The 23,758-nt window shown below is 69.4% G+C and carries 27 protein-coding genes and 1 tRNA gene; 22 read left to right on the top strand and 6 right to left on the bottom strand.

The features are described 5' to 3' along the window. The 5 genes from ACW14X_RS16680 to ACW14X_RS16700 all read left to right on the top strand — a co-directional run bounded on the left by ACW14X_RS16680 (position 1) and on the right by ACW14X_RS16700 (position 5,092). Positions 1 to 1,299, top strand: a complete 1,299-nt coding sequence (locus tag ACW14X_RS16680; protein ID WP_160026496.1) for an aromatic ring-hydroxylating oxygenase subunit alpha — start codon at positions 1 to 3, stop codon at positions 1,297 to 1,299. Next, complete coding sequence (locus ACW14X_RS16685) at positions 1,292 to 1,822, top strand: aromatic-ring-hydroxylating dioxygenase subunit beta (protein WP_457162708.1); 531 nt, start codon at positions 1,292 to 1,294, stop codon at positions 1,820 to 1,822. The genes ACW14X_RS16680 and ACW14X_RS16685 overlap by 8 nt, the downstream gene beginning before the upstream one ends. Next, positions 1,819 to 2,577 (top strand): SDR family NAD(P)-dependent oxidoreductase, encoded by a 759-nt coding sequence (locus tag ACW14X_RS16690; protein WP_457162709.1) that lies wholly within the window; start codon positions 1,819 to 1,821, stop codon positions 2,575 to 2,577. Before ACW14X_RS16685 ends, ACW14X_RS16690 begins: the two co-directional genes overlap by 4 nt. A gap of 23 nt (positions 2,578 to 2,600) precedes the next feature. Continuing rightward, positions 2,601 to 3,554: a PDR/VanB family oxidoreductase gene (locus tag ACW14X_RS16695; RefSeq protein ID WP_457162710.1), complete on the top strand. Its 954-nt coding sequence runs from the start codon at positions 2,601 to 2,603 to the stop codon at positions 3,552 to 3,554. Between the two features lie 176 nt (positions 3,555 to 3,730). Next, on the top strand, positions 3,731 to 5,092 hold the full coding sequence (locus ACW14X_RS16700; protein WP_457162711.1) for an MFS transporter: 1,362 nt from the start codon (positions 3,731 to 3,733) through the stop codon (positions 5,090 to 5,092). A 7-nt stretch (positions 5,093 to 5,099) separates the two neighbouring features. Here the strand turns inward: ACW14X_RS16700 and ACW14X_RS16705 are convergent, their stop codons facing one another. From ACW14X_RS16705 to ACW14X_RS16715, 3 genes are all read right to left on the bottom strand, one after another. Further along, positions 5,100 to 5,657, bottom strand: a complete 558-nt coding sequence (locus ACW14X_RS16705) for a hypothetical protein (protein ID WP_457162712.1) — start codon at positions 5,655 to 5,657, stop codon at positions 5,100 to 5,102. Positions 5,658 to 5,702: 45 nt separating this feature from the next. After that, the gene (locus ACW14X_RS16710; protein WP_350713568.1) at positions 5,703 to 6,113 is read right to left on the bottom strand and encodes a hypothetical protein; all 411 of its coding nucleotides are present in this window, start codon (positions 6,111 to 6,113) and stop codon (positions 5,703 to 5,705) included. An 85-nt stretch (positions 6,114 to 6,198) separates the two neighbouring features. Continuing rightward, on the bottom strand, positions 6,199 to 7,362 hold the full coding sequence (locus ACW14X_RS16715) for a beta-1,3-glucanase family protein (protein ID WP_457162713.1): 1,164 nt from the start codon (positions 7,360 to 7,362) through the stop codon (positions 6,199 to 6,201). Positions 7,363 to 7,546: 184 nt separating this feature from the next. Here ACW14X_RS16715 and ACW14X_RS16720 point away from each other — a divergent pair, with 184 nt between their 5' ends. From ACW14X_RS16720 to ACW14X_RS16785, 14 genes are all read left to right on the top strand, one after another. Further along, a complete protein-coding gene (locus ACW14X_RS16720) occupies positions 7,547 to 8,242 on the top strand; it encodes an NAD-dependent deacylase (RefSeq protein WP_457162714.1) in 696 nt (231 codons plus the stop codon). Positions 8,243 to 8,273: 31 nt separating this feature from the next. After that, positions 8,274 to 8,990 (top strand): hypothetical protein, encoded by a 717-nt coding sequence (locus ACW14X_RS16725; protein ID WP_457162715.1) that lies wholly within the window; start codon positions 8,274 to 8,276, stop codon positions 8,988 to 8,990. Positions 8,991 to 9,053: 63 nt separating this feature from the next. Further along, a complete protein-coding gene (locus ACW14X_RS16730) occupies positions 9,054 to 10,250 on the top strand; it encodes a Fic family protein (protein WP_457162716.1) in 1,197 nt (398 codons plus the stop codon). A gap of 107 nt (positions 10,251 to 10,357) precedes the next feature. Beyond that, positions 10,358 to 11,725: an MDR family MFS transporter gene (locus ACW14X_RS16735; RefSeq protein WP_457162717.1), complete on the top strand. Its 1,368-nt coding sequence runs from the start codon at positions 10,358 to 10,360 to the stop codon at positions 11,723 to 11,725. A gap of 59 nt (positions 11,726 to 11,784) precedes the next feature. After that, complete coding sequence (locus tag ACW14X_RS16740; protein ID WP_373292297.1) at positions 11,785 to 12,933, top strand: acyl-CoA dehydrogenase family protein; 1,149 nt, start codon at positions 11,785 to 11,787, stop codon at positions 12,931 to 12,933. Between the two features lie 172 nt (positions 12,934 to 13,105). Next, on the top strand, positions 13,106 to 14,287 hold the full coding sequence (locus ACW14X_RS16745; protein WP_457162718.1) for a M24 family metallopeptidase: 1,182 nt from the start codon (positions 13,106 to 13,108) through the stop codon (positions 14,285 to 14,287). A 22-nt stretch (positions 14,288 to 14,309) separates the two neighbouring features. Beyond that, positions 14,310 to 15,518 carry an aminotransferase-like domain-containing protein gene (locus ACW14X_RS16750; protein ID WP_457162719.1) on the top strand — a complete coding sequence of 403 codons (1,209 nt, stop codon included), beginning with the start codon at positions 14,310 to 14,312 and terminating at the stop codon, positions 15,516 to 15,518. Continuing rightward, entirely contained in the window at positions 15,515 to 16,135 is a 621-nt protein-coding gene (locus ACW14X_RS16755; RefSeq protein ID WP_457162720.1) for a M20/M25/M40 family metallo-hydrolase, read from the top strand. Before ACW14X_RS16750 ends, ACW14X_RS16755 begins: the two co-directional genes overlap by 4 nt. Next, positions 16,114 to 16,674: a M20 family metallopeptidase gene (locus ACW14X_RS16760; RefSeq protein WP_457166072.1), complete on the top strand. Its 561-nt coding sequence runs from the start codon at positions 16,114 to 16,116 to the stop codon at positions 16,672 to 16,674. Before ACW14X_RS16755 ends, ACW14X_RS16760 begins: the two co-directional genes overlap by 22 nt. 8 nt (positions 16,675 to 16,682) lie before the next feature. Then, positions 16,683 to 17,921, top strand: coding sequence for an amidohydrolase (locus tag ACW14X_RS16765; protein ID WP_457162721.1), 1,239 nt, complete (start codon positions 16,683 to 16,685; stop codon positions 17,919 to 17,921). A gap of 35 nt (positions 17,922 to 17,956) precedes the next feature. Further along, positions 17,957 to 18,430, top strand: coding sequence for a hypothetical protein (locus tag ACW14X_RS16770; RefSeq protein ID WP_457162722.1), 474 nt, complete (start codon positions 17,957 to 17,959; stop codon positions 18,428 to 18,430). Further along, positions 18,414 to 19,148: a VIT1/CCC1 transporter family protein gene (locus ACW14X_RS16775; protein WP_201451195.1), complete on the top strand. Its 735-nt coding sequence runs from the start codon at positions 18,414 to 18,416 to the stop codon at positions 19,146 to 19,148. The genes ACW14X_RS16770 and ACW14X_RS16775 overlap by 17 nt, the downstream gene beginning before the upstream one ends. Before the next feature lie 33 nt (positions 19,149 to 19,181). Then, positions 19,182 to 19,742 (top strand): RNA 2',3'-cyclic phosphodiesterase, encoded by a 561-nt coding sequence (gene thpR / locus ACW14X_RS16780; protein ID WP_350838636.1) that lies wholly within the window; start codon positions 19,182 to 19,184, stop codon positions 19,740 to 19,742. A 101-nt stretch (positions 19,743 to 19,843) separates the two neighbouring features. Continuing rightward, on the top strand, positions 19,844 to 20,377 hold the full coding sequence (locus tag ACW14X_RS16785; protein WP_457162723.1) for a DoxX family protein: 534 nt from the start codon (positions 19,844 to 19,846) through the stop codon (positions 20,375 to 20,377). Between the two features lie 137 nt (positions 20,378 to 20,514). Here the strand turns inward: ACW14X_RS16785 and upp are convergent, their stop codons facing one another. Then, positions 20,515 to 21,156, bottom strand: a complete 642-nt coding sequence (upp, locus tag ACW14X_RS16790) for a uracil phosphoribosyltransferase (protein ID WP_160026512.1) — start codon at positions 21,154 to 21,156, stop codon at positions 20,515 to 20,517. Positions 21,157 to 21,237: 81 nt separating this feature from the next. On the opposite strand from upp, the gene ACW14X_RS16795 reads away from it, so the two are divergent. The 3 genes from ACW14X_RS16795 to ACW14X_RS16805 all read left to right on the top strand — a co-directional run bounded on the left by ACW14X_RS16795 (position 21,238) and on the right by ACW14X_RS16805 (position 22,342). Continuing rightward, positions 21,238 to 21,750, top strand: coding sequence for a tRNA adenosine deaminase-associated protein (locus ACW14X_RS16795; protein WP_160026513.1), 513 nt, complete (start codon positions 21,238 to 21,240; stop codon positions 21,748 to 21,750). Between the two features lie 26 nt (positions 21,751 to 21,776). Next, a complete protein-coding gene (locus ACW14X_RS16800) occupies positions 21,777 to 22,244 on the top strand; it encodes a nucleoside deaminase (RefSeq protein ID WP_160029375.1) in 468 nt (155 codons plus the stop codon). A 10-nt stretch (positions 22,245 to 22,254) separates the two neighbouring features. Continuing rightward, positions 22,255 to 22,342, top strand: a tRNA-Ser gene (locus ACW14X_RS16805). A gap of 46 nt (positions 22,343 to 22,388) precedes the next feature. Here ACW14X_RS16805 and ACW14X_RS16810 read toward each other — a convergent pair. Both ACW14X_RS16810 and ACW14X_RS16815 read right to left on the bottom strand, forming a co-directional pair. Continuing rightward, entirely contained in the window at positions 22,389 to 23,246 is an 858-nt protein-coding gene (locus ACW14X_RS16810; RefSeq protein ID WP_457162724.1) for a fructosamine kinase family protein, read from the bottom strand. Continuing rightward, positions 23,243 to 23,704 (bottom strand): low molecular weight protein-tyrosine-phosphatase, encoded by a 462-nt coding sequence (locus ACW14X_RS16815; protein WP_457162725.1) that lies wholly within the window; start codon positions 23,702 to 23,704, stop codon positions 23,243 to 23,245. Before ACW14X_RS16815 ends, ACW14X_RS16810 begins: the two co-directional genes overlap by 4 nt. Positions 23,705 to 23,758: the final 54 nt, after the last annotated feature.

Below are 23,758 nucleotides of genomic sequence, written 5' to 3' on the forward strand. Positions count from 1 at the left end.
ATGACCACCGAGATCACCGCAGCCAACGTGTACGACCTCGCCCCTGCCGACCTGGTCCAGGGCGACCGGGTCGCGGGCCGGATGTACACCGATCCCGAGATCTTCGAGCAGGAGATGACCCGGATCTTCGAGCACACCTGGATCTGGGTCGCGCACGAGAGCGAGCTGCCCAAGCCCGGCAGCTTCAAGTCGACGTACGTCGGTCGGCAGCCGGTCATCGTCTCGCGCGACCGCAAGGGCGCTGTCCACACCCTCGTCAACCGCTGCCGCCACCGTGGGGCGAGCCTGTGCGAGAAGCGGACCGGCGAGGCCAACGGCTTCACCTGTCCCTACCACGCCTGGTCCTACAGCCTCGACGGCAAGCTGCGCGGCATCCCCTACCCGGAGGGCTACGAGGGTGTCCTGGACAAGAGCGAGCTCTCGCTCAAGCGGCTGCGCACCGAGTCGTACGGCGGCATGGTGTTCGCCACCCTCGACGAGGACATCGAGCCGCTCGAGGAGTTCCTCGGCGACGTGAAGGTGTGGATCGACCGGTTCATGAAGCAGGGTGGCGGTTACCCGGTCAAGGTGCTCGGCACCCACCAGTTCACCTTCGGCGGCAACTGGAAGATCCAGCTGGAGAACACCACCGACGGCTACCACTTCCCGATCGTGCACCGCTCCTGGATGGCGTCGGTCGACGCCGAGACCGCCGACATGATGTCGTTCATGACCGACCCCGAGGCGATCACCCATGACCTCGGCAACGGTCACAGCGTCATGCAGATGGTGCCCGAGCACTCCGACCTCGACGCCGACGATGGCACCGAGAAGCTCCAGGACCGGTTCGACGGGCTGATCGCCGACCTGCGGAAGGCCGGCCTGTCCGACTCGGCGATCCGCAAGGTTGTCCTGGCCATGCACGGCACCGGGTTCAACCTCAACCTCTTCCCGAACGTCTCGATGTCCGCGGCGTTCTTCCGGGTCCTGCGGCCGATCTCCGTCGACAAGACGGTCATCGAGCACGTCGCGATCGGCCCCGACGGCCCCGACGAGGTCGTCGGCCCGGTGAACCGCGCCCGGCTGCGGGTCCACGAGCACTTCCAGGGGCCGTTCGGTTTCGGCACCCCCGACGACGCGGAGGGATGGGACCGGGTCCAGCGGGGCGCGCAGGGTGCGCCCGAGATGCCCATCCTGGTCAACCGCGGCGTGGCTCGGGAGAAGCCGAGCCCCGAGGGCTGGCCGACCTCACATGTCACCGACGAGACCGGGATGCGCGCTGCGTACGCCCAGTGGAAGCAGATGATGAGCGATGACTGAGACCCTCCCCGACACCCGCACCGACACGGCTGCCACGTCGCTGGCGGACCCGCGCGTGCTGCGCGGCATCGAGCTCGCCTGGCGAGAGGCCGACCTGCTCGACCGCAAGGAGTACGACGCGTGGAATGCGCTCTATGCCGAGGACGGGCACTACGTCATCCCGATCGACCCGACCACGACGGACTTCGCCAACACGTTGAACATGGTCTACGACGACGCTCGGATGCGCGCGATGCGCGTCACCCGGATGACCGAGGGGTACGCCCTCGCCGCCGTCGACTCGGCGACGACCACCCGCACCGTCTCCCGGTTCGTGCCCGTCCAGGTCTCCGACGCCGAGGTCGTGCTGCGCGCCTCCCAGGTGCTGGTCGCGTTCAAGCGTGGCCGGCATGATCTGTGGGCCGGCGACGTGGAATACCGGATCCGGCTGGGCTTCGCCCCGGCCGAGGACCTGATCGTGCTCAAGGTCATCCGCCTGGTCGACAGCGAGGCCGCCGTCCCGGCGGCCGGGTTTCTGCTGTGACGTCGCGGTCCGAGAGTCGGCCAGTCGCTGTCGTCACCGGTGCCGGCAACGGCCTCGGGGCGGTGATCGCCGCTCACCTGCACCGCACGGGTCACCGCGTGGCCGTCGTCGACATCGACGAAGCCGCCGCGGCGACGGTGGCCGGCGACCTGGACGGCACGGGCGAGACCGCCCGTGCGTACGGCCTCGACGTCACCGACCGGGAGGCGATCGAGGGCCTGCTGACCACGCTGCTGGAGAGCTGGGGCGACGTACACGTCCTGGTGAACAACGCCGCCCGGACCCAGTCGACCCCGCTGCTGGAGATCTCGCCCGAGGAGCTCGCCTCGGTGTTGGCGGTCAACATCGGCGGCACCTTCGCCGCCTGCCAGGTCTTCGGACGGCACATGGCCGCCGCCGGCTACGGCCGGATCGTGAACCTCGGATCCCTCGCCGGCCAGAACGGCGGCACCGCCACCGGTGGTCACTACGCGTCCTCCAAGGGCGCGGTGCTGGCGGCCACGAAGGTGTTCGCCCGTGAGCTCGCAAGCTCCGGAGTGACGGTCAACGCAGTCTCGCCCGGACCGCTCGACCTCCCCGTCGTACGCCGCATCGTCGGCGAGGACAACCTCGACCGGTTCGCCGAGACCATCCCCGTGGGCAGGCTCGGCAGCCCCGAGTTCATCGCCGAGATGGTCGCGCTGCTGGCCTCGCCCGGCGCGGCCTCGGTGACCGGAGCGTGCTGGGACGCCAACGGTGGCCTCTACGTGCGCTGATCACCACCGAGAGGAGCAGATCGATGACCGACATCAAGGTGCGTGTCACTCATATCGGGGTCGAGACCCCGCATATCCGTACGCTGCGGCTCGTCCGCGAGGACGGCCGGAGATTCGAGCCCTACCGGGCCGGTGCCCACATCGACGTGGTCGGCCCGACCGGCGTGTTGCGCCAGTACTCGCTGTGCAGCCCGCCGTCTGAGAGCGAGTCGCAGCTCATCGCGGTCAAGCTCGAGCCGGCCTCGCGCGGCGGCAGCACGGCATTGCATCAGGTGGGCGTCGGCGACGTCCTCGCCATCGGGGAGCCGCGCAACCTCGTCGCCGTCGTCGAGGGCGCCGACCAGCACCTGCTGGTCGCCGGAGGCGTCGGGATCACGCCGATGCTGAGCCTCGCCTACGAGCTGCACGAGCGTGGCGAGGAGTTCCGGCTGGTCTACTTCGCCCGGTCTCGTGAGCATGCCGCCTTTCTGGACCTGCTCGAGGGCGGCGACTTCGCTGCTCGCGTCGAGATCCACCTCGGCGTACCTCGTGGCGACCAGGGCACGGTGTTGCGCGACGCGCTCGAGACGATGACCGCGAGCAGCCACGTCTACACCTGCGGCCCGACCGGATTCATGGAGCAGGTGACCGCGGTGGCCACGCCCGTGGTGGGCGAGCGCAACGTACACGTCGAGCACTTCGAGGCTGCCGAGATCGACACCTCCGAGGACGACTCGTTCACGGTCGAGCTCGATACCGGGGAGTCCTTCGAGATCCCCGCCGACCGCTCGATCCTGTCGGTGCTGACCGACAACGGGATCGACGTGTTCAAGTCCTGCGAGGAGGGGATCTGCGGCTCGTGCGTCTCCGGCGTCCTCGACGGCGTCCCCGACCATCGGGACAACTGCCTCTCCACGGCCGACAAGGAAGCCGGCGACCAGATGGCGCTGTGCGTCTCCCGGGCGAAGAGCTCGAAGCTCGTCATCGAGCTGTACTGACGCCATCGCCGGTAGGGGAAACCCTCAACGGGCTGCGGTCAATGCCAATGGAGCCCGGGCGCCAACGTTCCTAGCGTGGAACCACCCCCTCGCGAGGGTCGGAGCACATCCGCAGTCGCACGATGCCGTGCGGTTGGGGGATGATCTGGCCCTCGCGCCTTACCGACAGGACAGTCATGACCACGACATCCCGCGTCGACACCGACGGATCGGATCTGACCTCCACCAAGGGCGGCGTCGCCCGCCTCGCCTTCGCCAGCGGCGTCGGAACCTCTCTGGAGTTCTACGACTTCGCCATCTACGGGACGGCGACCGCACTCGTCTTCACCGACACCTTCTTCCGGACCGACAACCCTTGGTTCAGCACCTTCATGGGCCTGGCCACCTTCGCCATCGGCTTCCTGATGGCACCGGTCGGTGCGGTGCTCTTCGGCTGGGTCGGCGACCGGTACGGCCGCAAGTCCGCGCTGCTGATGACGTTCATCGGTATGGGCGTCGCCACGATGGTCATGGGCATGCTGCCCACCTATGCCCAGATCGGCGTCGCCGCGCCGATCATGCTGGTGCTGCTCCGCATGGTGCACGGCCTGTGCCGGGGCGGGGAGACCGGCGGCGCGGCGGTGCTCGCGATCGAGCACGCCCCCGCCGACAAGCGGGCCAGGTACGGCGTCTTCGTGGCGCTCGGGTCGCCGATCGGGTCGATCCTGGCCAACCTCGCCTTCGCGGCGGTGCTGCTCCTCCCCGCTGCCAGCGTGGAGAGCTGGGGATGGCGGATCCCATTCCTCATCGGTGGTGTGGTGCTGTTCCTCGGCATCTGGATCCGCCGCGGCGTCTCGGAGAGCCCGGTCTTCCAGCGGATGATGCGCGAGGAGGGCGAGACGCTGAAGAACCAGCTCCCGGTCTTGGCCGTCCTCAAGACCAACTGGCGTCGCGTCGTGCTCGCCGCCGGCGTCAACATCGGCCTGAACTCGAGCACCTTCGCTCTCGCCATCTTCATGCTCTCGTACGCCACCGCGGCCGCCCCCGAGGGTCTCGGCCTGCCGCGTCAGCCCATCGTCAACGCCAGCATCGCCGCCCTGGTGATGCACGCGGTCGCGAACGTACTCTCCGCCTGGGCTGCCGACCGGCTCGGTCGCCGGCCGGTGATGATGGTCGGTGCGGCCGGCTCGATCGCGTCGGCGCTGGTGATCTTCCACCTCGCCGAGGCGGGCAGCGTGGCTGGCGTGGCCGCCGCGATGATCATCGGGTTCACCACCACCGGGATCCTCTTCGGGCCGATGTACACCTTCTTCACCGAGCTCTTCCCGCGCGACCAGCGCCAGTCGGGGATGGGCGTCTCCTTCCACGTGGGCGCGGTGCTCGGCGGCGGCATCTCGCCGCTGATCGCGAACCGGATCATGGCGGGCACCGGCGAGGCGACGTACGTCGGCTACTACCTGGCCGCCACGTGCGCACTCTCGTTGCTCTGCCTCTGCCTGCTCCCTGAGACCGCACCTCGGGCCCTGGCCCGGGCCAAGCTCCGGACCCAATTCAGCTGAGCTGTGCCTACAGGGTGGGTTCGGTGAGCACTTCGCCCCGGACCCGCCCGTGGTCGGAGTAGTCCGGCTCGAGCTGGACGGTGCCGGAGCCGTCCAGCTCGGCCTCCCAGGTGGCGCTGACGGTCTCGGCCTCGCCCTCCTCGCGGGCTCGCCGGTCGAAGGTGACCCGGGTGACGTACCCGTCGTCGGACCAGACCAGCACCCCGTCGACCTCGGCCTCGAAGCGGTCGCCGTCGGGGAGCACGAGGTCGATCCGGTCGCTGTCGTAGTCGCGCATCCCCGGGAACTCCTCGTTGTCCTCGGGCAGGCTGGAGAGCTGGATCGGCTCGCGCAGGTCGAGCTCGATGGTGTCGGGGTCGCGGGTGACCTGGGCCCACACGACGAGCGTGGCGATGAAGAGCACCGGCACCGCGAGCACGCCGACGCCGGACCAGGCCAGCGGCTTCGGGTTGTTGCCCGACAGCCGTACCGCCCCGGCGGCCACGAGCAGGATCACCCCGATCGCCACGATGAACAGCAGGACAGCCCCGACGACGATGATCAGAACCGCCCCACCCGCACCCATGGCCCCAGTATCGCGGCCGCACGGTGCTCCGCACGCCCGAACGGCCTAGGAGACGGTCGCGACGACGCAGACGGCCAGGGTGGAGAAGTAGACGACGCCGGCGAACAGGGCGTGGAAGCTGACCCGGAGCGGCAGCCGGCCCTTGAACATCGAGCGGAGGGCGACCTTGTAGGCGTTGACCGTGGAGAGGTGGCTGCCGCCCATCCGCCGGGTACGCCACAGCAGCATGTTGTCGCCGAAGCCGTTGCCGATGGTGATGAGCAGGAGCGCGGCCCACGCCCAGAGGACCTGGTCGACCAGGACGTACGTCGTCCAGCAAGCGACTCCCAGGACGGAGAGCCCGACGTGGGTGAGTACCACCGGTGAACGGACGCGGCCATGCCGGAACCAGCCCGTCAGCAGCAGGACTCCGACCGCTGCCTGGACGAGCCACGCCACGAGGACGACGTACGACATGGTGCGACCGTACGGGCCCTCGTGGCGCGGTGGGGGAGTCGAGCCGGCGCTCCCCGATAGAGGGGATCTGCGCCCGGGCGCTGCCTCAGAACGGAGTCAGCGTCACCGCCATCTCGGAGGCGTTGTCCTCGACATACGACGCGAAGCCGCCGACGTCGTCGAAGGCGAACCCGTAGGCCTTCCCGTCGACCGTGTTGTCGTGCATCGCCTTGCAGTACGCATGGACCGGATCGCCCCGGTAGAAGCCGCCGGGGTCGCCGGTCGGCTGGTCGGCGGAGGCGAGCAGGGTGGTCCGGTTGAAGCCCGCGCCGAGCACGGCCGCGACCGGACCGGTGATCCCGTCGTTGGGAGCGGCCAGCGCGCCGTCGCAGAAGAGCACGTCCCGGGTCGACGGCCGGCTGAACGCCTTGACTCCGCCGTCGAAGACGAACTGGTCGCCGCTGACCCGGCCGGTGAAGGTGGTGTTGTTGGCCTTCACGACGAGCGACTCGGAGGCGTACTTCGACCACACCTGGTCGATGTAGGAGTCGAAGTACGTCGCGGAGAACCTCCCGGCGTCCAGCCCGTGCCCCGGCGCGATGATCCGGCGGTCGTCGACGACGAGGGACGCGAAGTCGGGGGAGGCTGAGACCGCGGAGAAGATCTTCGCGCGACCGCCCTCGACGAGGGTGCCGGTGGTGGGGGACTCCTCGCCGGTCAGCGCGATCGAGAGCGGGACGCTGAACATGTCGACCATGGTCGTGTTGCAGTAGATCCGGCCGCTCTTGTACGTGAACTCGACGCAGTCGTGGAGCACGCCGTAGCTCGGGTCGGACTCGACCCACGCCGCCGGGTAGGCGAGCGCGTTGCCCTCGTTGACCTTGAACTTCAGCTTGTCGCCGAGCGAGAAGTAGATCCGTCCCGACATGTCGGCGGGGATCTGGGAGAGGGTGTCCCCGCTCCCGGAGAACGGGATCGCGTAGTCGGCGTACCCGTCGGGGCCGTTGTCGGCGAGCGAGACGGGCACGAGCGTGCCCTCCGGCGTGACCCGGGACTGCTCGCCCGTCGCCAGGTTGGTGCCGACGATGTAGAAGTGGATGGAGGCGTTGTCGTACGCGCCGGTGCGGTTGACGAAGCGGAGCTGGATCGTGGCCTGGGCTCCGATCCGTTGCGGGCGCATGGCCTGCGCGGCCTGCCAGCTCGTCCCGCCGAGAAGGGGGACGGCGAAGGCGGCAGAGGTGGCGGCGAGTACAGATCGTCTGGTCAGCATGGGACCTCCCGAGTGGGGAACTGTATGAACCCGAGTTACAGTAAGGGGCCTTTACAGTAAAAGTCCATACCCTCGCCGGCCGGCGTCGGCACGGCCTCGGTTCGATCACAAATACCGATCGGGTGACCAAAACCGCGGTCAGGGGGCAGCGGATGTTTCGTCAACGTCGCTAGCCTGAATCCTTGTGAAAGTTGTCGTGCTCACCGGAGCCGGGATCTCCGCCGAGAGCGGTCTCGCGACCTTCCGGGATGCCGATGGGCTCTGGCAGGGTCACCACGTCGACAACGTGGCGACACCCGAGGCGTTCCATCGTGATCCCGCGACGGTCCATCGGTTCTACGACGACCGCCGCCGGGAGCTGCGTGCGGTGGTGCCCAACCCGGCCCATATCGCGCTGGCCAGGCTCGAGCAGGTCCTCGGCGACGAGCTGCTGGTGGTCACCCAGAACGTCGATGACCTGCACGAACGCGCCGGCTCCCGCAGGGTGGTGCACATGCACGGCGAGCTGCTCTCGGCCCTCTGCGACTCCTGCCAGGGCAGGTTCGCCTGGGACGACGACCTCGCCGACGCCCCCGCCTGCCCGGGCTGCGGCAACGACACCCTGAGGCCCGATGTGGTGTGGTTCGGCGAGATGCCCTACGACCTCGACCTGGTCGAGCGCGCCCTCGCCCAGGCTGATCTCTTCGTCGCGATCGGCACCAGCGGCGCGGTCTATCCGGCCGCCGGTTTCGTACGCATGGCGGCCCGCTCCGGGGCCAAGACTCTCGAGCTCAACCTGGACCCGTCCGAGACCTCGCACCTCTTCGACGACGCCCGTCACGGGCCCGCCGGCAAGCTCGTGCCCGAGTGGGTTGCCGACGTACAGGCCCTTGCGCGTTGACCCGTTCGTAAACTCTGTCACGATAGGCCGCGTGTTTCGCCATGCCGTGCTCACGACCGCCCTCATCGTCGCGCTGACCAGCGCTCTCGCCGGCTGTGGGGACGAGGAGGGATCGCTGTCCCAGGCGCGCGACTACGCGAAGGAGCCCGGCAACCAGATCGCCGAGGACGCCCGCACCGCGATGCACGACATCAAGACCGTGCACGTCGAGGGTGACGTCCTCGACTCGGAGGGCACCAAGATCACCGTCGACCTCGATGTCTCCGCCGACGACGCCTGTGTCGGCAAGGTCAGCATCGGCGACGGCCAGATCTCGCTACGCTCCATCGACGGCTCGGCCTGGTACCAGGGCGACAAGGAGTTCTGGAAGGCGATCGCGCCGGCCAAGGGCGAGGGCGAGCGCATCGCCAAGCGCGTCGGAAAGAAGTGGGTCGAACTCGAGGGAGAGCTGGCCAGCCTGCGTGCCTTCTGCAGCATCGACAGCCTCACCGCCCAGATGGTCCCGGCCGAGGCCGAGGCCCAGGCGATCGGCCCGGCGATGGCCGCCGACGGCCCCGCCGTACGTCTCGACGTCACCCACGGCGAGACCGAGAGCCGGACGTACGTCCTGGCCTCCGAGCCCCACCGGATCGTGAAGTGGACCCAGGGCAGCTCCGGCGAGCTCATCTTCTCCGACTTCGACAAGGAGTTCCAGGTCGAGGAGCCCGCCGCCGGCGAGGTCTTCGACCTCGCCGAGCTGGAAAAGTGAGAACATCTCTGCCGTTATTCTCACTTTTCAGGGAAAAGTGAGAATAACGCGTACGCTCTTCTCATGATCGAGCGCGGCGCGACGTTGATTCCAGCGGCGGAGCGTGTCGTCATGCCGTGGCGCCAGAGCGTCAAAGGCGGCACTATCGAGGACCGTCGGCTGGCAGAGGTGACGGTCAGTATCCCCGCGCGCATCTCCGGTGTCAGCCTGAGTGTCCCGCCCGGCGTGGCTGCCGAGTGCGACGACGCAGTTCGAGCGATCGCGTCGCTGGACGCCACCCATGGCCCTCAGCTTCGCCCGCTGGCGACGATGCTCCTGCGCGCCGAGTCGATCGCGTCGTCGAAGATCGAGCACGAGATCGCCTCGGTCGAGGACTATGTCCGTGCCCTGCATGGTGCGAAGTCGAACTCGTCTGCGCTCTCGATGGTCCGTGCCACCGGCGCTCTGGACCGTCTCGTCTCCGGCCCGCTCGATCTCGAGACGCTCCTCGACGCGCATCGGCGACTGATGCGTGACGACCCCATCGATGGGCCGTACGCCGGGCGCTGGCGTGACATGCAGAACTGGATCGGGGGCAGTGACCACTCGCCTCGGGGCGCGATCTACGTGCCTCCGCCACCGGACCGTGTCCCCGGCCTGATGAAGGACCTGATCGACTTCGCGACCCGCGACGACATCGCGGTGATTCCGCAGGCCGCGATCGCGCACGCGCAGTTGGAGGCCATCCATCCGTTCACCGACGGCAACGGCCGCATCGGTCGAGCGCTTGCCGCGGCAGTCGTACGTCGTCGCGGCATCGCTCGCTCCGTGACCATCCCGGTCGCCTCCGCTCTGGCAGCTCGTCGCAGTGCCTACTTCCAGGCGTTGAACGACTTCCACGCGGGCGACACCGAGCCGATCATCAGCATCATCGCGACCGCGTCGACGGTCGCCGCTGAGGAGTCGAAGGTGACGGCGTCCCGGCTGGCTGAGCTGCCGAGCGACTGGCGTGAGCGGGTGAGGCCGAGCAGGGCCAGTGCGGCCGAGTCGCTGTTGGACAAGCTGGCGGAGGAGCCCGTGGTCACCACCGAGGACGTCGAGGACAATCTGGGCCTCTCCGTTGCGACCACACATCGGGTCATCGACCGCCTCCGTGGTGCAGGAATCATCCGCCCGCTCACCAACCGCACCCGCAACCAGGTGTGGGGCGCGGGCGACATCCTCGATGAGCTCGCCGACCTGGACGTACGCATCGCGGCTCGCGTTCGGGCAAAGGAATGAACGGGCGGTCGTGAGGATTGCTAAGTAATGTGCCCACCTCGACGACCAGACCAACGCGCAGTTCGGTAGGACTTCGTAGCGAGCGCGGACCGATCCTGCTCGCGGTGATGGTGTCGCTCAGTCTGGTCGCGATCGACATGACGATCCTGGCGACGGCGGTACCGAGCGTGGTGAAGGACCTCGGCGGCTTCGAGCAGTTCCCGTGGCTCTTCTCCATCTACGTGCTGGCCACCGCGGTGACGACGCCGCTCTATGCCAAGGTCGCCGACCGGCTCGGGCGCAAGCCGGTGATGATCGCCGGGATCGTGGCCTTCCTGGTCGGGTCGCTGCTCTGCGGTCTGGCATGGTCGCTGACCGCGCTGATCGTCTTCCGGGCGATCCAGGGCATTGGCGCCGGGGCGATCCAGCCGATGGCGATGACGATCGTCTCCGACATCTACACGCTGGAGGAGCGCGCGGTCGCGACGTCGTACGTCGCCTCGGTCTGGGCCACCGCCGCCATCGTCGGGCCGACGCTCGGCGGCCTCTTCGCCGACTACCTCGACTGGCGGCTGATCTTCCTGATCAACCTGCCGGTCGGGGCGGTCGCGCTGTGGCTGCTGCGGCACTTCCGTGAGCACCGTCCGGCTGCCGTCGACGGTCAGGCCATCGACTGGGCCGGCGCGGGACTGCTGACGGTCGGCGGCATCGCGCTGCTGCTCGGTCTGCTCGAGGGCGGGCACGCCTGGGCGTGGGCCTCCTGGCCGTCGTACCTGATCTTCGCGGTCGGCGTCGCGGCCCTCGTGGCCTTCGGGTTCGTCGAGCGCCGTGCCGCCGACCCGGTCCTGCCGCCGTGGGTCCTCAGCCATCGCGTCCTCGCGCCGGCCAACGCCGCCAGCCTGATCGTCGGCGTGGTGATGCTCGGGCTGACGACGTACGTCCCGCTCTATGCCCAGAGCGTGCTCGGTCACTCGGCGCTGGTGGCCGGGTTCGCGCTCGCCGGGATGAGCATCGGCTGGCCGATCGCCGCCGCCACGGCAGGCCGGATCTACCTGTCTCGGGGTTTTCGGACCGCCGTCGGGCTCGGTGCGCTGCTGGTCATCGTCGGCGGACTGGTGCTGGTCACGGTCGGCGAGAGCTCGTCGATCTGGCACCTGGCGGTGCCGTGCTTCGTGCTCGGCCTCGGCTTCGGCTGGTCGGTCAACCCGGGCGTCGTCGCGGCCGGGTCGGCGGTCGACTGGGAGGTGCGTGGAGTGGCGACCGGGTCCAACATGTTCGCCCGCTCGGTCGGTTCGGCGCTGGGCGTCGCGCTCTTCGGGGCGGTCGCCAACGGCCTGGTCAGGCGTGAGTACGCCGGGGGAGAGGTGCCCCCGCTCGAGGCCTTGCCTGCTGATGTCCTCGCGCCGGCGCTGCATGTCGTCTTCGTCGTCGGCCTGGTCGTCTCGGTTCCGCTGCTGGTGGTGGCCTGGCGTACGCCCGTCCGGATCACCAGATGAATCTGCCGTTTTGAAACGGCGGTTACCACCGAGTAACCAGTGCGCGTAGACTCCGACGCATGCTGAAGCGCGACCACTATGAGGAAGACCACGAGGACTTCCGAGCCTCCGTCCAGCAGTGGCTGGAGCGTTCGGTCAAGCCCCACACCGACAAGCACATCGCCGACAAGGCGCTGCCCCGCGAGTTCTGGCTGGAGGCTGGCGAGAACGGCTTCCTCGGTCTCGCGATCCCGGAGGAGTACGGCGGCGCCGGCGCCGACGACTTCCGCTTCAACGCGGTCCTCGCCGAGGAGCTCGCCAAGATCGGCGCGGCCTACCCGACCTGCGTCGGCATCCACTCCGACATCACCGCGCCCTACCTGGTCCGCCTCGGCACCGAGGAGCAGAAGCAGCGCTGGCTCCCGGGCGTGGCCTCCGGTGAGATCCTGCTCGCCATCGGCATGACCGAGCCGTCCGGCGGCTCCGACCTGGCCGCGCTGAAGACCACCGCGGTCCGCGACGGCGACGAGTGGGTCATCAACGGCTCCAAGACCTTCATCACCAACGGCTACTCCTGCGACCTGGTCATCACCGCGGTCCGCACCGACCCGGAGAAGGGCGCCAAGGGCATCACCCTCTTCGCGATCGAGGCGACCAAGGAGGGCTTCTCGCGCGGCCGCAAGCTCGACAAGGTCGGCATGGAGGAGTCCGACACCGCCGAGCTCTTCTTCGAGAACGTACGCGTCACCGACGCCGAGATCATCGGCGAGCTCAACCGCGGCTTCATCCACATGATGGAGGAGCTCCCGCAGGAGCGCGTCTCGTGTGCCGTCGCCAACGTGGCGCAGGCCAAGCAGATCCTGCTCGAGACCGTGCAGTACGCCAAGGACCGCAAGGCCTTCGGCCAGTCCATCGGTGCCTTCCAGCACAACAAGTTCCTCCTCGCCGAGCTGGTCACCCAGATCGAGGTCGCCGAGGCGTACGTCGACAAGTGCGTCGCCGCGCACGCCCGCGGTGAGCTCACCCCGGTAGAGGCATCCAAGGCCAAGTGGTGGTCCTCGCAGGCGCAGTCCGAGGTTCTCGACCACTGCGTCCAGATCCATGGCGGCTACGGCTTCATGAACGAGTACCGCGTCGCTCGCGCCTGGCGCGACGCCCGAGTCACCAAGATCTGGGCCGGTTCCAACGAGATCATGAAGGAGCTCATCGGCCGCGATCTCGGCTTCTGAGTTCTCTCTGCACCTACGTCTCTGACGGGCGTCCACCTTCGGGTGGGCGCCCGTCGGCGTACTTCCCGGTGTTTCGGCGACGCTACGACCGTTCGAAATCTTCGGGTTGTCTATTGTCAACAATCAGAGCGCTCCGTCACGATGATCGAGTGGCGGGAACGGTGTTGGTGTGGTGAGCGTCTTCGGCCCCGAGGAGTTCGCGGAGCGGCTGGGCAGGGTCCAGCAGCGGATGGCGGAGCGGGGCTGGGCGGCGCTGGTGGTCGCGGACCCGGCGAACCTCTACTACCTGACCGGTTACAACGCCTGGTCCTTCTACGTGCCGCAGTGTGCGGTGGTGCCGGCTCGTGGTGAGCCACATCTATTCCTGCGGGCGATGGACGCCCACGGTGCCCGGCACACGGCGGTGCTGCCGGAGGAGCGGATCCACGCCTATCCGGAGGAGCTGGTCCACCGGCCCGACGTCCATCCCTACGACCACATCGCCGCGCGGGCGCGGGAGCTAAATCTATTTGTCGACAGTCCTGACGCGATCGTCGCCATGGAGCTCGACGCCCACTATCTGCCGGTACGCGGCTTCCTGGCCGTGCAGCGCGCCCTGCCGCACGCGCGGATCGTCGACAGCGAGGAGCTGGTCAACTGGGTGCGCCTGGTGAAGTCGCCGGCCGAGCAGGACGAGATGCGAGCCGCGGGCGTGGTCGCTGAGCGGGCGATGACGGCGGCCCTCGCGGGGGTGCGGTCGGGGAGACGCGAGTGCGACGTCGTCGCCGACATCCAGGCGGCGCAGACGGTCAGCGTCGGCGGGGTCGGTGGTGACTACCCGGCGCTGGTGCCGCTGCTGCCGACCGGCGTCAGCGCCGACACACCCCATCTGACCTGGACCGACAGGGTCCTGCGGCGAGGTGGGGGGACCACGATCGAGCTCGCCGGCGTACGCAACCGCTACCACGCCCCGCTCGCCCGGACCGTCTGCCTCGGGCCGCCGTCGGCCAAGCTCCTCGACTGCGCCACCGCGACGGCCGAGGGCATGGAGGCCGCACTCGGCTCGATGAAACCGGGGGCGGCCGGTGCCGACGTACATGCCGCCTTCACCCGGGTGATCGCCGCCCACGGGCTCAGCAAGGACTCCCGGATCGGGTACTCGATCGGCATCGGCTTCCCGCCCGACTGGGGCGAGCGGACGGTCAGCCTCCGGGCCGGCGAGGAGACGGTTCTCGAGCCCGGGATGGCCTTCCATGTGATCCTCGGGATGTGGATGGACGGTTGGGCCTATGAGCTCTCCGAGTCGGTCCTGGTCACCGAGCACCTGCCCGAGCCGCTGACCTCGATGCCGCGTCAGCTGATCGTCAACGAGTAGTCCACCAAGGAGGGAATGTCGAATGTCGACAATCCGCACGGACATCCGGCTGCCCCTGGCAGCGCGCAGCGAGCACCTCGTGGGCTCGGTGATCGACTCCAGTACGTCGCTGCTGGCCGGGCAGACCCACGACATCGTCCGCCTCGCCATGGGCAGCCCGGCCCAGGACGCGATCCCGGCCGCCGCGCTGGCCGCGGTCCCGCTGGAGCCGCATGCCTTCGACTACGCCGCCACCGAGGGGGATCCGGCGCTGCGTGAGGCGCTGCTGGCCCAGCTGGCCGGCACCAGCGACGAGACCACCTCCGACCGGCTCACCATCACCTCCGGCGGGATGCAGGGTCTCGATCTCGTCCACAAGCTCTTCACCGACCCCGGCGACCTGGTCGTCGTCGAGGCGCCGACCTACACCAACGGCAGCGCGACCGCGCTCTCGTACTCGGCCGACCTCCTCGAGATCCCGGTCGACGAGGAGGGCCTCGACGTCGAGCGGTTGGAGGCAGAGGTACGCCGCACCAGCCGCCGCCCGAAGTCGATCTACGCCATCCCGACCTTCCAGAACCCGTCGGGGGCGACCCTGTCGCTGGAGCGCCGGGTCCGGCTCATCGAGCTCGCCCGCGCGTGGGGCTCGATCCTCATCGACGACGACCCTTACGGGCTGCTGCGGTTCGCCGGCGACCCGCTGCCGACGCTGCACGAGCTGGCCGAGGGTGACCCGCTGGTCTTCTCGGTGCGCACCTTCTCCAAGACCGTCGCGCCGGGGCTGCGGGTGGGCTGGATCGACGCCGACCCGTCGCTGGGGCAGCTGCTGATCAACGCCAAGCAGGCGATGGACACGTGCACCAACCTGCCGGCGCAGCGTCAGCTCGCCGGGTTCCTCGACTCCGGCGGGTTCGACGCCCATGTGGCCGATCAGCGGATTGTCTACAAGGAGCGGAAGGAGGCGATGCGTGCCGCGTTGACCGAGCACTTCGACGGCCGGGCGACGTGGACCGACCCCGACGGCGGCTTCTTCCTCTGGGTCACCTTCGACCCGCCGGTCGACACCACCGCACTGTTCGAGGTCGCCCTCGCCGAGGGCGTCGCGCTGATCCCGGGCAACGCGTTCTCGCCAGGCGGGCTCTTCCCGCACGCGATGCGCCTCTGCTTCGCCTCCACCCCACCCGAGCGGATCGCCGAGGGCATCGCCCGGCTCCGGCGAGCGGTCGATCGTCTCGTCCGGGAGGGCCGGTGACCTCGGTCGATGCCGACGAGGTCGTCGCGCTCGCCCAGCGGCTGGTGCGCGCCCGCGGTCAGAACCCGCCGGGGGAGGAGGCCGCGACGGTCGCGGTGCTCGCCGAGGAGTGCCGTCGGCGCGGCTTCGAGGTGGCCCACGACGAGGCCGCGCCCGGGCGCGCGAACCTGATCGCGCGGGTCGGCAGCGGTCCCGGGCCGGGGCTGCTGATCGTGAGCCACTCCGACGTGGTGCCGCCCGGCGACGGCTGGAGCGGCGACCCGTTCTCCGGTGACGTACGCGACGGGCGGCTGCACGGGCGAGGCAGCGCGGACACCAAGGGCGGCCTGGCAGCGGCGATCGTCGCATTGTCCACAGTCGACAACACCGCCGACCGGCCACCGATCACTCTCGCCGTGCTCGTCGACGAGGAAGAGCTCGGCCTCGGCATCCGCCACTTCGTCCGCGGATTGTCGACAAATCATCACATCGCCTGCCTGGTCGTCGAGCCGACCAGCCTGCAGCCGGTGATCGCGGCCCGCGGCGACGCTTCCTCGAGATCGACCTCACCGGCAGAGCCGCCCACTCCGGCAACCCGTCCGACGGTCGCAACGCGATCCACGGCATGGCCCAGGTGATCGCCGAGATCGAGCGCTGGCACGACGAGCTGGCTGCGAGCCCACACCCGCTGTGCGGCCCGGCGACCTGGAGCGTCGGCACCATCGAGGGCGGCCAGGCGACCTCGACCGTCGCCGCGCACTGCCGGATCACCGCGGACCGCCGCCTGCTCCCGGGCGAGTCCGCGAGCGACGTACGGAACGACGTCGAGAGCCGCCTGGCCGCTCTCGACCTCGGCGAACGCGGCCTTGCCGTCGACGTCCGGATGACCATGGACATGCCCGGTTTCGAGACCCCGGTCGACGATCCGATTGTCGACAACGTCGCCGCCGCCCTGGCCGCAGCCGGAGCACCCGCAGCTGCCCCGACCGGCTGGACCGCCGCCTGCGACGGCGGCTTCGTCGCGAGCGCGGGCATCCCGGTCGTCGTGCTCGGCCCCGGCTCCGTCGCCGAGCAGGCCCACCGACCCGACGAGAGCGTCGCGGTCACGGAGCTGGTGACCGCCGCGAAGACCTACGCCTCCCTCTTCCAGCACGTCGTCCGTCCGAGCCCGGCATGATGACAGCCATGACTCAGCGATCCTCTGTCGCCATCACCCATGCGTACGTGGTCCCGGTCTCGGCGGAGCCGATCGAGAACGGCACCGTCGTGATCGAGGACGGCGTGGTCACCGCCGTCGGCGCGGACGTCGCCATCCCCGAGGGCATCGAGATCATCGACGCGGACGGGAAGTGGCTGCTGCCGGGGTTCGTCGAGGGCCACGGCCACATCGGCACCCATGAGCAGGGCGAGGGCTGGGCCGGCGACGACACCAACGAGATGACCGACCCCGACGGCGCCGGCCTGCGGGCGATCGACGCCATCAACATCGAGGACGAGGGCTTCCGCGACGCCCTCGCCGGTGGGGTGACCACCGCGGTGATCAAGCCCGGGTCCGGCAACCCGATCGGCGGCCAGACCGTCGCGATCAAGACCTGGGGCGGGCGGACCATCGACGAGCAGGTGGTCTCCGACTCGGTCTCGGTCAAGAGCGCGCTCGGCGAGAACCCGAAGCGCGTCTACGGCGATCAGAACAAGACTCCATCGACCCGCCTCGGTGTCGCCAACATCATCCGGAAGGCCTTCGTCGAGGCCCAGAACTACGCCGCCAAGAGGGCAGCCGCCGAGGAGAAGGGTGAGCCCTTCGATCGCGACCTCGGCAAGGAGACCCTCGCCCGCGTCCTCGCCGGCGAGCTCGCCTGGGACCAGCACACCCACCGCGCCGACGACATCGCCACCGCGATCAGGCTCAGCGAGGAGTTCGGCTACCGCCTCGTCGTCAACCACGGCACCGAGGGCCATCTGCTCGCCGACGTGCTCGCCGAGAAGGACATCCCGGTCATCTACGGCCCGATGTTCGTGAGCCGCTCGAAGGTGGAGGTACGCAACCGGGCCAACCGCAACATCGCCGCGATGGCCGCCGCGGGCGTGCGGGTCGCGATCACCACGGACCACCCGGTGATCCCGATCAACTTCCTGGTCCACCAGGCCTCCTTCGCCGTACGTGACGGCCTGCCGCGCGACACGGCCCTGGCCGCGATCACCACCAACCCGGCGAGCTTCCTCGGTCTCGACGACCGCGTCGGCGCGATCGCCCCCGGCCTCGACGGCGACGTGGTCATCTGGTCCGGAGACCCCCTCGACACCGACCACCGCGCCGAGCGCGTCTTCATCACCGGGACCGAGGTCTACACCTGGGACGGCGAGGCCGACGCGGGGCGCGGAGCCGGGCGTACGCGAGAGCGTGTGACGCGGTTCGGGATCTGATCGTGCGCAACGAACCCCGAACCGCTGGCGTACCCATGGGTATGACCCCCACCGAGACCAGCACCGACAAGAGCAAGCGCAAGATCCGCCCCGCGGCGTACCTGCTGCCCGTTCTGGCGCTGACGCTGGCACCGACGATGGCCGGATGTGGCTCCGAGGCGACCGACCCAGGCGCTAACGTGTCTGACGTGCCCACAACGTCCAGCCCGACGCCCGCCGAGGACCCGAAGGTCGCAGCCGCGATCGCCGACCTGGCCAATCGTCAGGGGGTGAAGAGCGAGGAGATCACCGTCGTCTCCCACGACAAGGTGACCTGGCGCGACGGCAGCCTCGGCTGCCCCGAGCCCGGGAAGATGTACACGATGGTGCTGACCGACGGCGTACGCGTGGTGCTCGAGGCCGGGGGCAAGACCTACGAGTACCACGGCGGCGAGAGCGGCCCGGTCCGTTTCTGCGAGAACCCACAGGAGCCCGTCCCCGGCGAGGCGAGCAGTGACGCTCCCCAGTGAGGGTGCCCACGCGGGCCACGGGGACGCCGAGGAGCGGGCCGAGGGCCTGAAGAATCGTCTCAACTGGCTGCGTGCGGGCGTCCTCGGCGCCAACGACGGCATCGTCTCCACCGCCGGTGTCGTGATGGGTGTCGCGGGGGCGACCACCGACGACGCCTCGATCCTCATCGCCGGTGTGGCCGCTCTGGTGGCAGGTGCGATCAGCATGGCGGCGGGGGAGTACGTCTCCGTCTCGACCCAGCGCGACACCGAGAAGTCGCTGATCGCCAAGGAGCGTCGCGAGCTGCGGGACATGCCCGAGGAGGAGCTGCGCGAGCTGGAGGGGTTCCTGCGCGAGCGGGGGCTGGAGCCCGAGACCGCGGCCGAGGTCGCCGAGCAGCTCACGGATCGCGACGCATTGCGCGCCCACGCCGTCCTCGAGCTCGGTATCGATGTGGACGACCTCACCTCGCCGTGGTCCGCAGCCTGGGCGTCGATGCTGTCGTTCACCCTCGGCGCGTTGCTGCCTCTGCTGTCGATCATGCTCCTCCCGGACAGCGCCCGCATCTGGGGCACCGTCCTCACGGTCACCGGCGCGCTAGCCGTCACCGGCTGGACCAGCGCGCGCCTCGGCTACGCGCCACCTTTCCGGGCGGCCCTGCGCAACGTCGCCGGCGGCCTGCTCGCGATGCTGGTCACCTATCTCGTCGGCGATCTCCTCGGCACACAACTCAGGTGACCCGGCCCCTGCAGCCGGGCACAATGGACATCGATGAATCGAATGTTCGTGGCGGTCATCCCGCCGGAGTCGGTGATCGAGGATCTCGACGAGTTCTTGTCCGTACGCCGCGACGCGGCCGCCTTCCGCTGGTCGGCGCCCGACCAGCTCCATCTGACGCTCGCCTTCGCCGAGCACGTCCCCGACAGGTCCCTCGATGACGCGATCGAGCGGCTGGAGACGGCCGCGGGGCGGCGTACGCCCTTCGAGCTGACCGTCACCGGAGGCGGCGCCTTCCCCAACGTGGCCGAGGGCAAGGTCCTCTACGCGGGCGTCGAGACCGATGCCGCCGAGGAGCTCGACCGGACCGCCGCCGGGGCGAAGAACGCCCTGGTCAAGGCCGGGGTCGAGGTCGACGGCGGCCGCTTCCGACCCCATCTGACGGTCGCTCGGACCGGGACGCCGATGGAGCTCAGCAACTGGGTGCGGCTGCTCGATGCGTACCGTGGCCCGACCTGGACCGTCTCGTCGTTCGCGCTGGTGCACTCACGACTCGGCGAGGGGCCGAGGAAGCGTCCGGTCTACGAGGTCGTAGCAGCCTTTCCGTTTGGGTAGAGCCCCTTCGGCTGAGAGGAAGCCCCGGGCGGTACCGGTCCGGGCCCCACATCGCTACCGTGTGCGGCCTGTTTCTGACCTGACCCAGAGGAGAACCGGACATGAGTCGTCGAGTGGGGCGCAACGCCTACACCGGACTTTTCAACGACGTCGTGCTGCTTGCCGCCCGTGTGGTGGTCGGTGGGATCTTCGTCGCGCACGGCTGGCAGAAGTACGACCAGGGCTTCGCCGGCACCGAGCAGTTCCTGGGCGGCCTGGGGGTCCCGGAGCCCGCGATCGCCGCTCAGGTGGCGACCTACGTCGAGCTCGTCGGCGGCGCCCTGCTCGCGGTCGGCCTGTTCGCCCCGATCGCGGGCGTGCTGCTGGCGGGTCAGATGGCCGGAGCGATCTGGTACGCCCACCGCACCACCGAGGTCTTCGTCGACCAGGGCGGCTGGGAGCTCCCCGCCGCGCTCGGTGCCGCCGCCCTCGTGCTCGGTCTCGTCGCCCCCGGCCGGATCACCCTCGACCAGCTCCTCACCTGGCCCTTCAAGGCCGTCGCCGCCAAGCGACGGGCCCGTGCCGCCGAGGCGGCCGAAGCCGAGACCGCCGAGGAACCGCCGTACGTCGAGGAGAAGGTGACCATCAAGGCCTGACCCTTTGCTGGTCGAGCCGCCGGAGCCGCTAGGCGGAGGCGTGTCGAGACCAACACGGTCCGATCGAGCGCAGAGGGGACCGTGTTGGTCTCGACACGCTCGGCCGCAGGCGGCCTCGCGGCTCGACCAGCGGTGGTTCAGCCCGCGACGCCGTAGAGCCGGTCGCCGGCGTCACCGAGGCCGGGGACGATGTAGCCCTTCTCGTTGAGCTTCTCGTCCATCGCGGCGGTGACGACGCGGACGGGGGCGTCGACGCCCTCGAGCTCCTTCTCCAGGGCGGCGACGCCCTCCGGAGCGGCGAGAAGCACGACGGCGGTGATGTCGTCGGCGCCGCGCTTGACCAGGAAGTCGATCGCCGCGGCGAGGGTGCCACCGGTGGCGAGCATCGGGTCGACCACGTAGCACTGGCGACCGGAGAGGTCGGCGGGGAGGCGCTCGGCGTACGTCGTCGCCTCGAGCGTCTCCTCGTTGCGGACCATGCCGAGGAAGCCGACCTCCGCCGTCGGCAGCAGCCGGATCATCCCGTCGAGCATCCCGAGACCGGCCCGGAGGATGGGAACGATCAGCGGCTGCGGGTCGGTGAGGCGTACGCCTTGGGTCGCAGCGACCGGGGTGACGATGTCGACCGGGGCGACCCGCACCCCGCGGGTCGCCTCGTAGGCGAGCAGCGTGACGAGCTCGTCGGCGAGACGACGGAACGTCGACGAGTCGGTCTCTTTGTTGCGCAGGGTGGTGAGCTTGTGGGCGACGAGAGGGTGGTCCACAACGAGGGTCTCCATGGGCTGAACCCTACGATCGCTTCGTCCTAAGGTCATCAATTCCCCCTAGACCCACGGCGGTTTCGGTGTCACTCTGGTCGTGTGTCTGATCAGCTGGAGCAGATCGAGGGTGTTGACTTCGCCGTCGCGATGTATCGCGAGGACGGCGCCTGGGTCGTGCGCGAACTCGCTCACGACCTCCTGACCGATGTCGAGACTCTGACGCACGCGCTCCACCGCTTCCCAGGCGATGGCGGCGCGATCGCGATGGCGGCGATCGACGAGGACTTCTTCGTGATCGTCCGGGTCCACGGGGCAGCGACCAAGGTGCTGCTCTCCGATGTGACCGCGGCCGACGAGTGGGAGCTGGCGGCGTCGGCTCTCGACGTGCTCGGGCTTCCGCTGCCGGAAGAGGTCGAGGACGAGGAGGAGCCCGATCCCGCCGGTGACCTCGGCATCCTCGCCGACTTCGGGATGAGCGCCGTCGAGATGGGCATGCTGCTCGACGACATGTTCGAGGACGACCTCTACCCCGACGAGACGCTCTCCGAGATCGCCCGGGCGATCGGCTGCGGCGAGGCCTTCGACGACGCCGTCGGCCTCATGCCGGCGTGACCCCAGCCAACCGCTGGGAGGCCCCGATGCGGGCCGCTCTCGATGAGGGTCGTGCTGCGCTGGCGACCGGTGACGTACCGATCGGCGCGGTCGTCGTCGACCCGTCCGGCGCGGTGATCGGGAGGGGCCGCAACATACGTGAGGCCGAGGCCGACCCCACCGGACATGCCGAGGTGGTCGCACTGCGCGAGGCGGCCAAGGCGCGCGGAGAGTGGCGCCTGGAGGGCTGCACGCTCGTGGTGACGCTGGAGCCGTGCACGATGTGCGCCGGCGCCGCGGTCCTGGCCAGGGTCGAGCGGATCGTCTTCGGCGCCTTCGACGACAAGGCCGGGGCGGTCGGCTCGCTGTGGGACGTCGTACGCGACCGTCGGCTCAACCACCGGCCCGAGGTCGTGGCCGGGCTGATGGCCGAGGAACAGCGCGCGCTGCTGGAGGACTTCTTCGGATCCCAGCGAGGCGGCCCCGATTTCGGCGAAGACCACCCGAGGTTGTAACTTATTCGGCGGTGACGTGTCCGAGCGGCCGATGGTGCAACACTCGAAATGTTGTGTAGGGAGACCTACCGTGGGTTCAAATCCCACCGTCACCGCCATCCGAAAACCCCTGGGTAACCAGGGGTTTTCTGGTTTCCCAGGGAATCAGAGGTAGCGAGCGGCCACCGTGGCGGCGCGGGCGCCATACCCACCGCCGAACATGGCGGCGTGCACGAGCAGCGGGAACAGCTGGTGGAGGCCCTGGCGGTCCTCCCAGCCCTCGGCGAGCGGGGTCGCGTCCTCGTAGGCGGACATCATCCGCTCCAGGTGGGGCAGGCCGAAGAGCGCGAGCATGGCGAGGTCGACCTCACGGTGACCGGCGTACGCCGCGGGGTCGATGAGCCAGGCCTCGCTGCTCCGGTCCCAGAGCACGTTGCCGTTCCAGAGATCGCCGTGGAGCAGGGCCGGCGGCTCCTCCGGGATCAGCGAAGGCAGCTTGCCGACGACCTGCTCGACGCGCTCGGCGCCGGTGGCGTCGATGGCGCCACGGTCGCGCGCGGCCCTGAGGTAGGGGAGCAGGCGGCGTACGGCATAGAACTCGGCCCAGGTGTCCGCGGGCTTGTTGGGCATCGGCAGCCGGCCGATGAACCCGTCCCTGTCGGCCCCGAAACCCGACACCGGGGTGCTGTGCAGGCGCGCGAGCGCGCGGCCGAGCTCCTCGGCCGTCTCGGCGTTGGGCCGGCCGGGCTCGATCCAGCGCAGGACGAGGCAGTCGGGCTCGGCGGCCAGGACCTCGGGGACCTTCACGGCCCCCGACTCCTCCAGCCAGCGGAGCCCGCGGGCCTCGGCGGCGACGAAGTCGTCACGTGGCGGGGAGAGCGCCTTCATCAGCACCAGCGAGCCGTCACTGAGCCGGATCTTGGTGGCGGTCGAGATGTCACCGCCCGCGACCGGAGATGTGCTCACCACCGCCGCCCCGAGCAGCTGCTCGGCGCGACGGGCGACCGCGGGCTGACGGGTCACGAACCGGGCCTCGCCGAGGCGACGGATGCAACGATCGCATCACTCGTACGCTCCACCATCGCCAGCACCTCCCGGAACCCCTCGGCACCACCGTAATAGGGATCGGGCACGTCGCCGGGGCCTTCGGGATCGAAATCACGGAACATCCGCAGCCCGCTCTCCGGTGCCTGACCAGCCAGATCGACCAGATTGTCGGCATCCATCGCGAGCACGAGGTCGTACGTCTCGGGGTCCCCGACCGGCCACTGCCGGGCCCGGTGACGCTCGGGGTCGTAGCCCGCCTCGAGCAGCGTCGCAGCCGCCCGGCGGTCCATCTTCTCGCCAGCGTGCCAGCCGCCGGTGCCGGCGGAGACGAGCTCGACGTCATCGAGCCCGGCACCGTCGAGACGGTCCCGCAGCACCACCTCCGCCATCGGAGAACGGCAGATGTTGCCCAGGCAGACGACCGCGATCTTCATGGCCCGAGTTTTACATTTCCGCCAAGAACGCGTGGCGGATGTGGAATCTGGGCC

This window comes from Nocardioides sp. YJ-D4, from assembly GCF_054031495.1.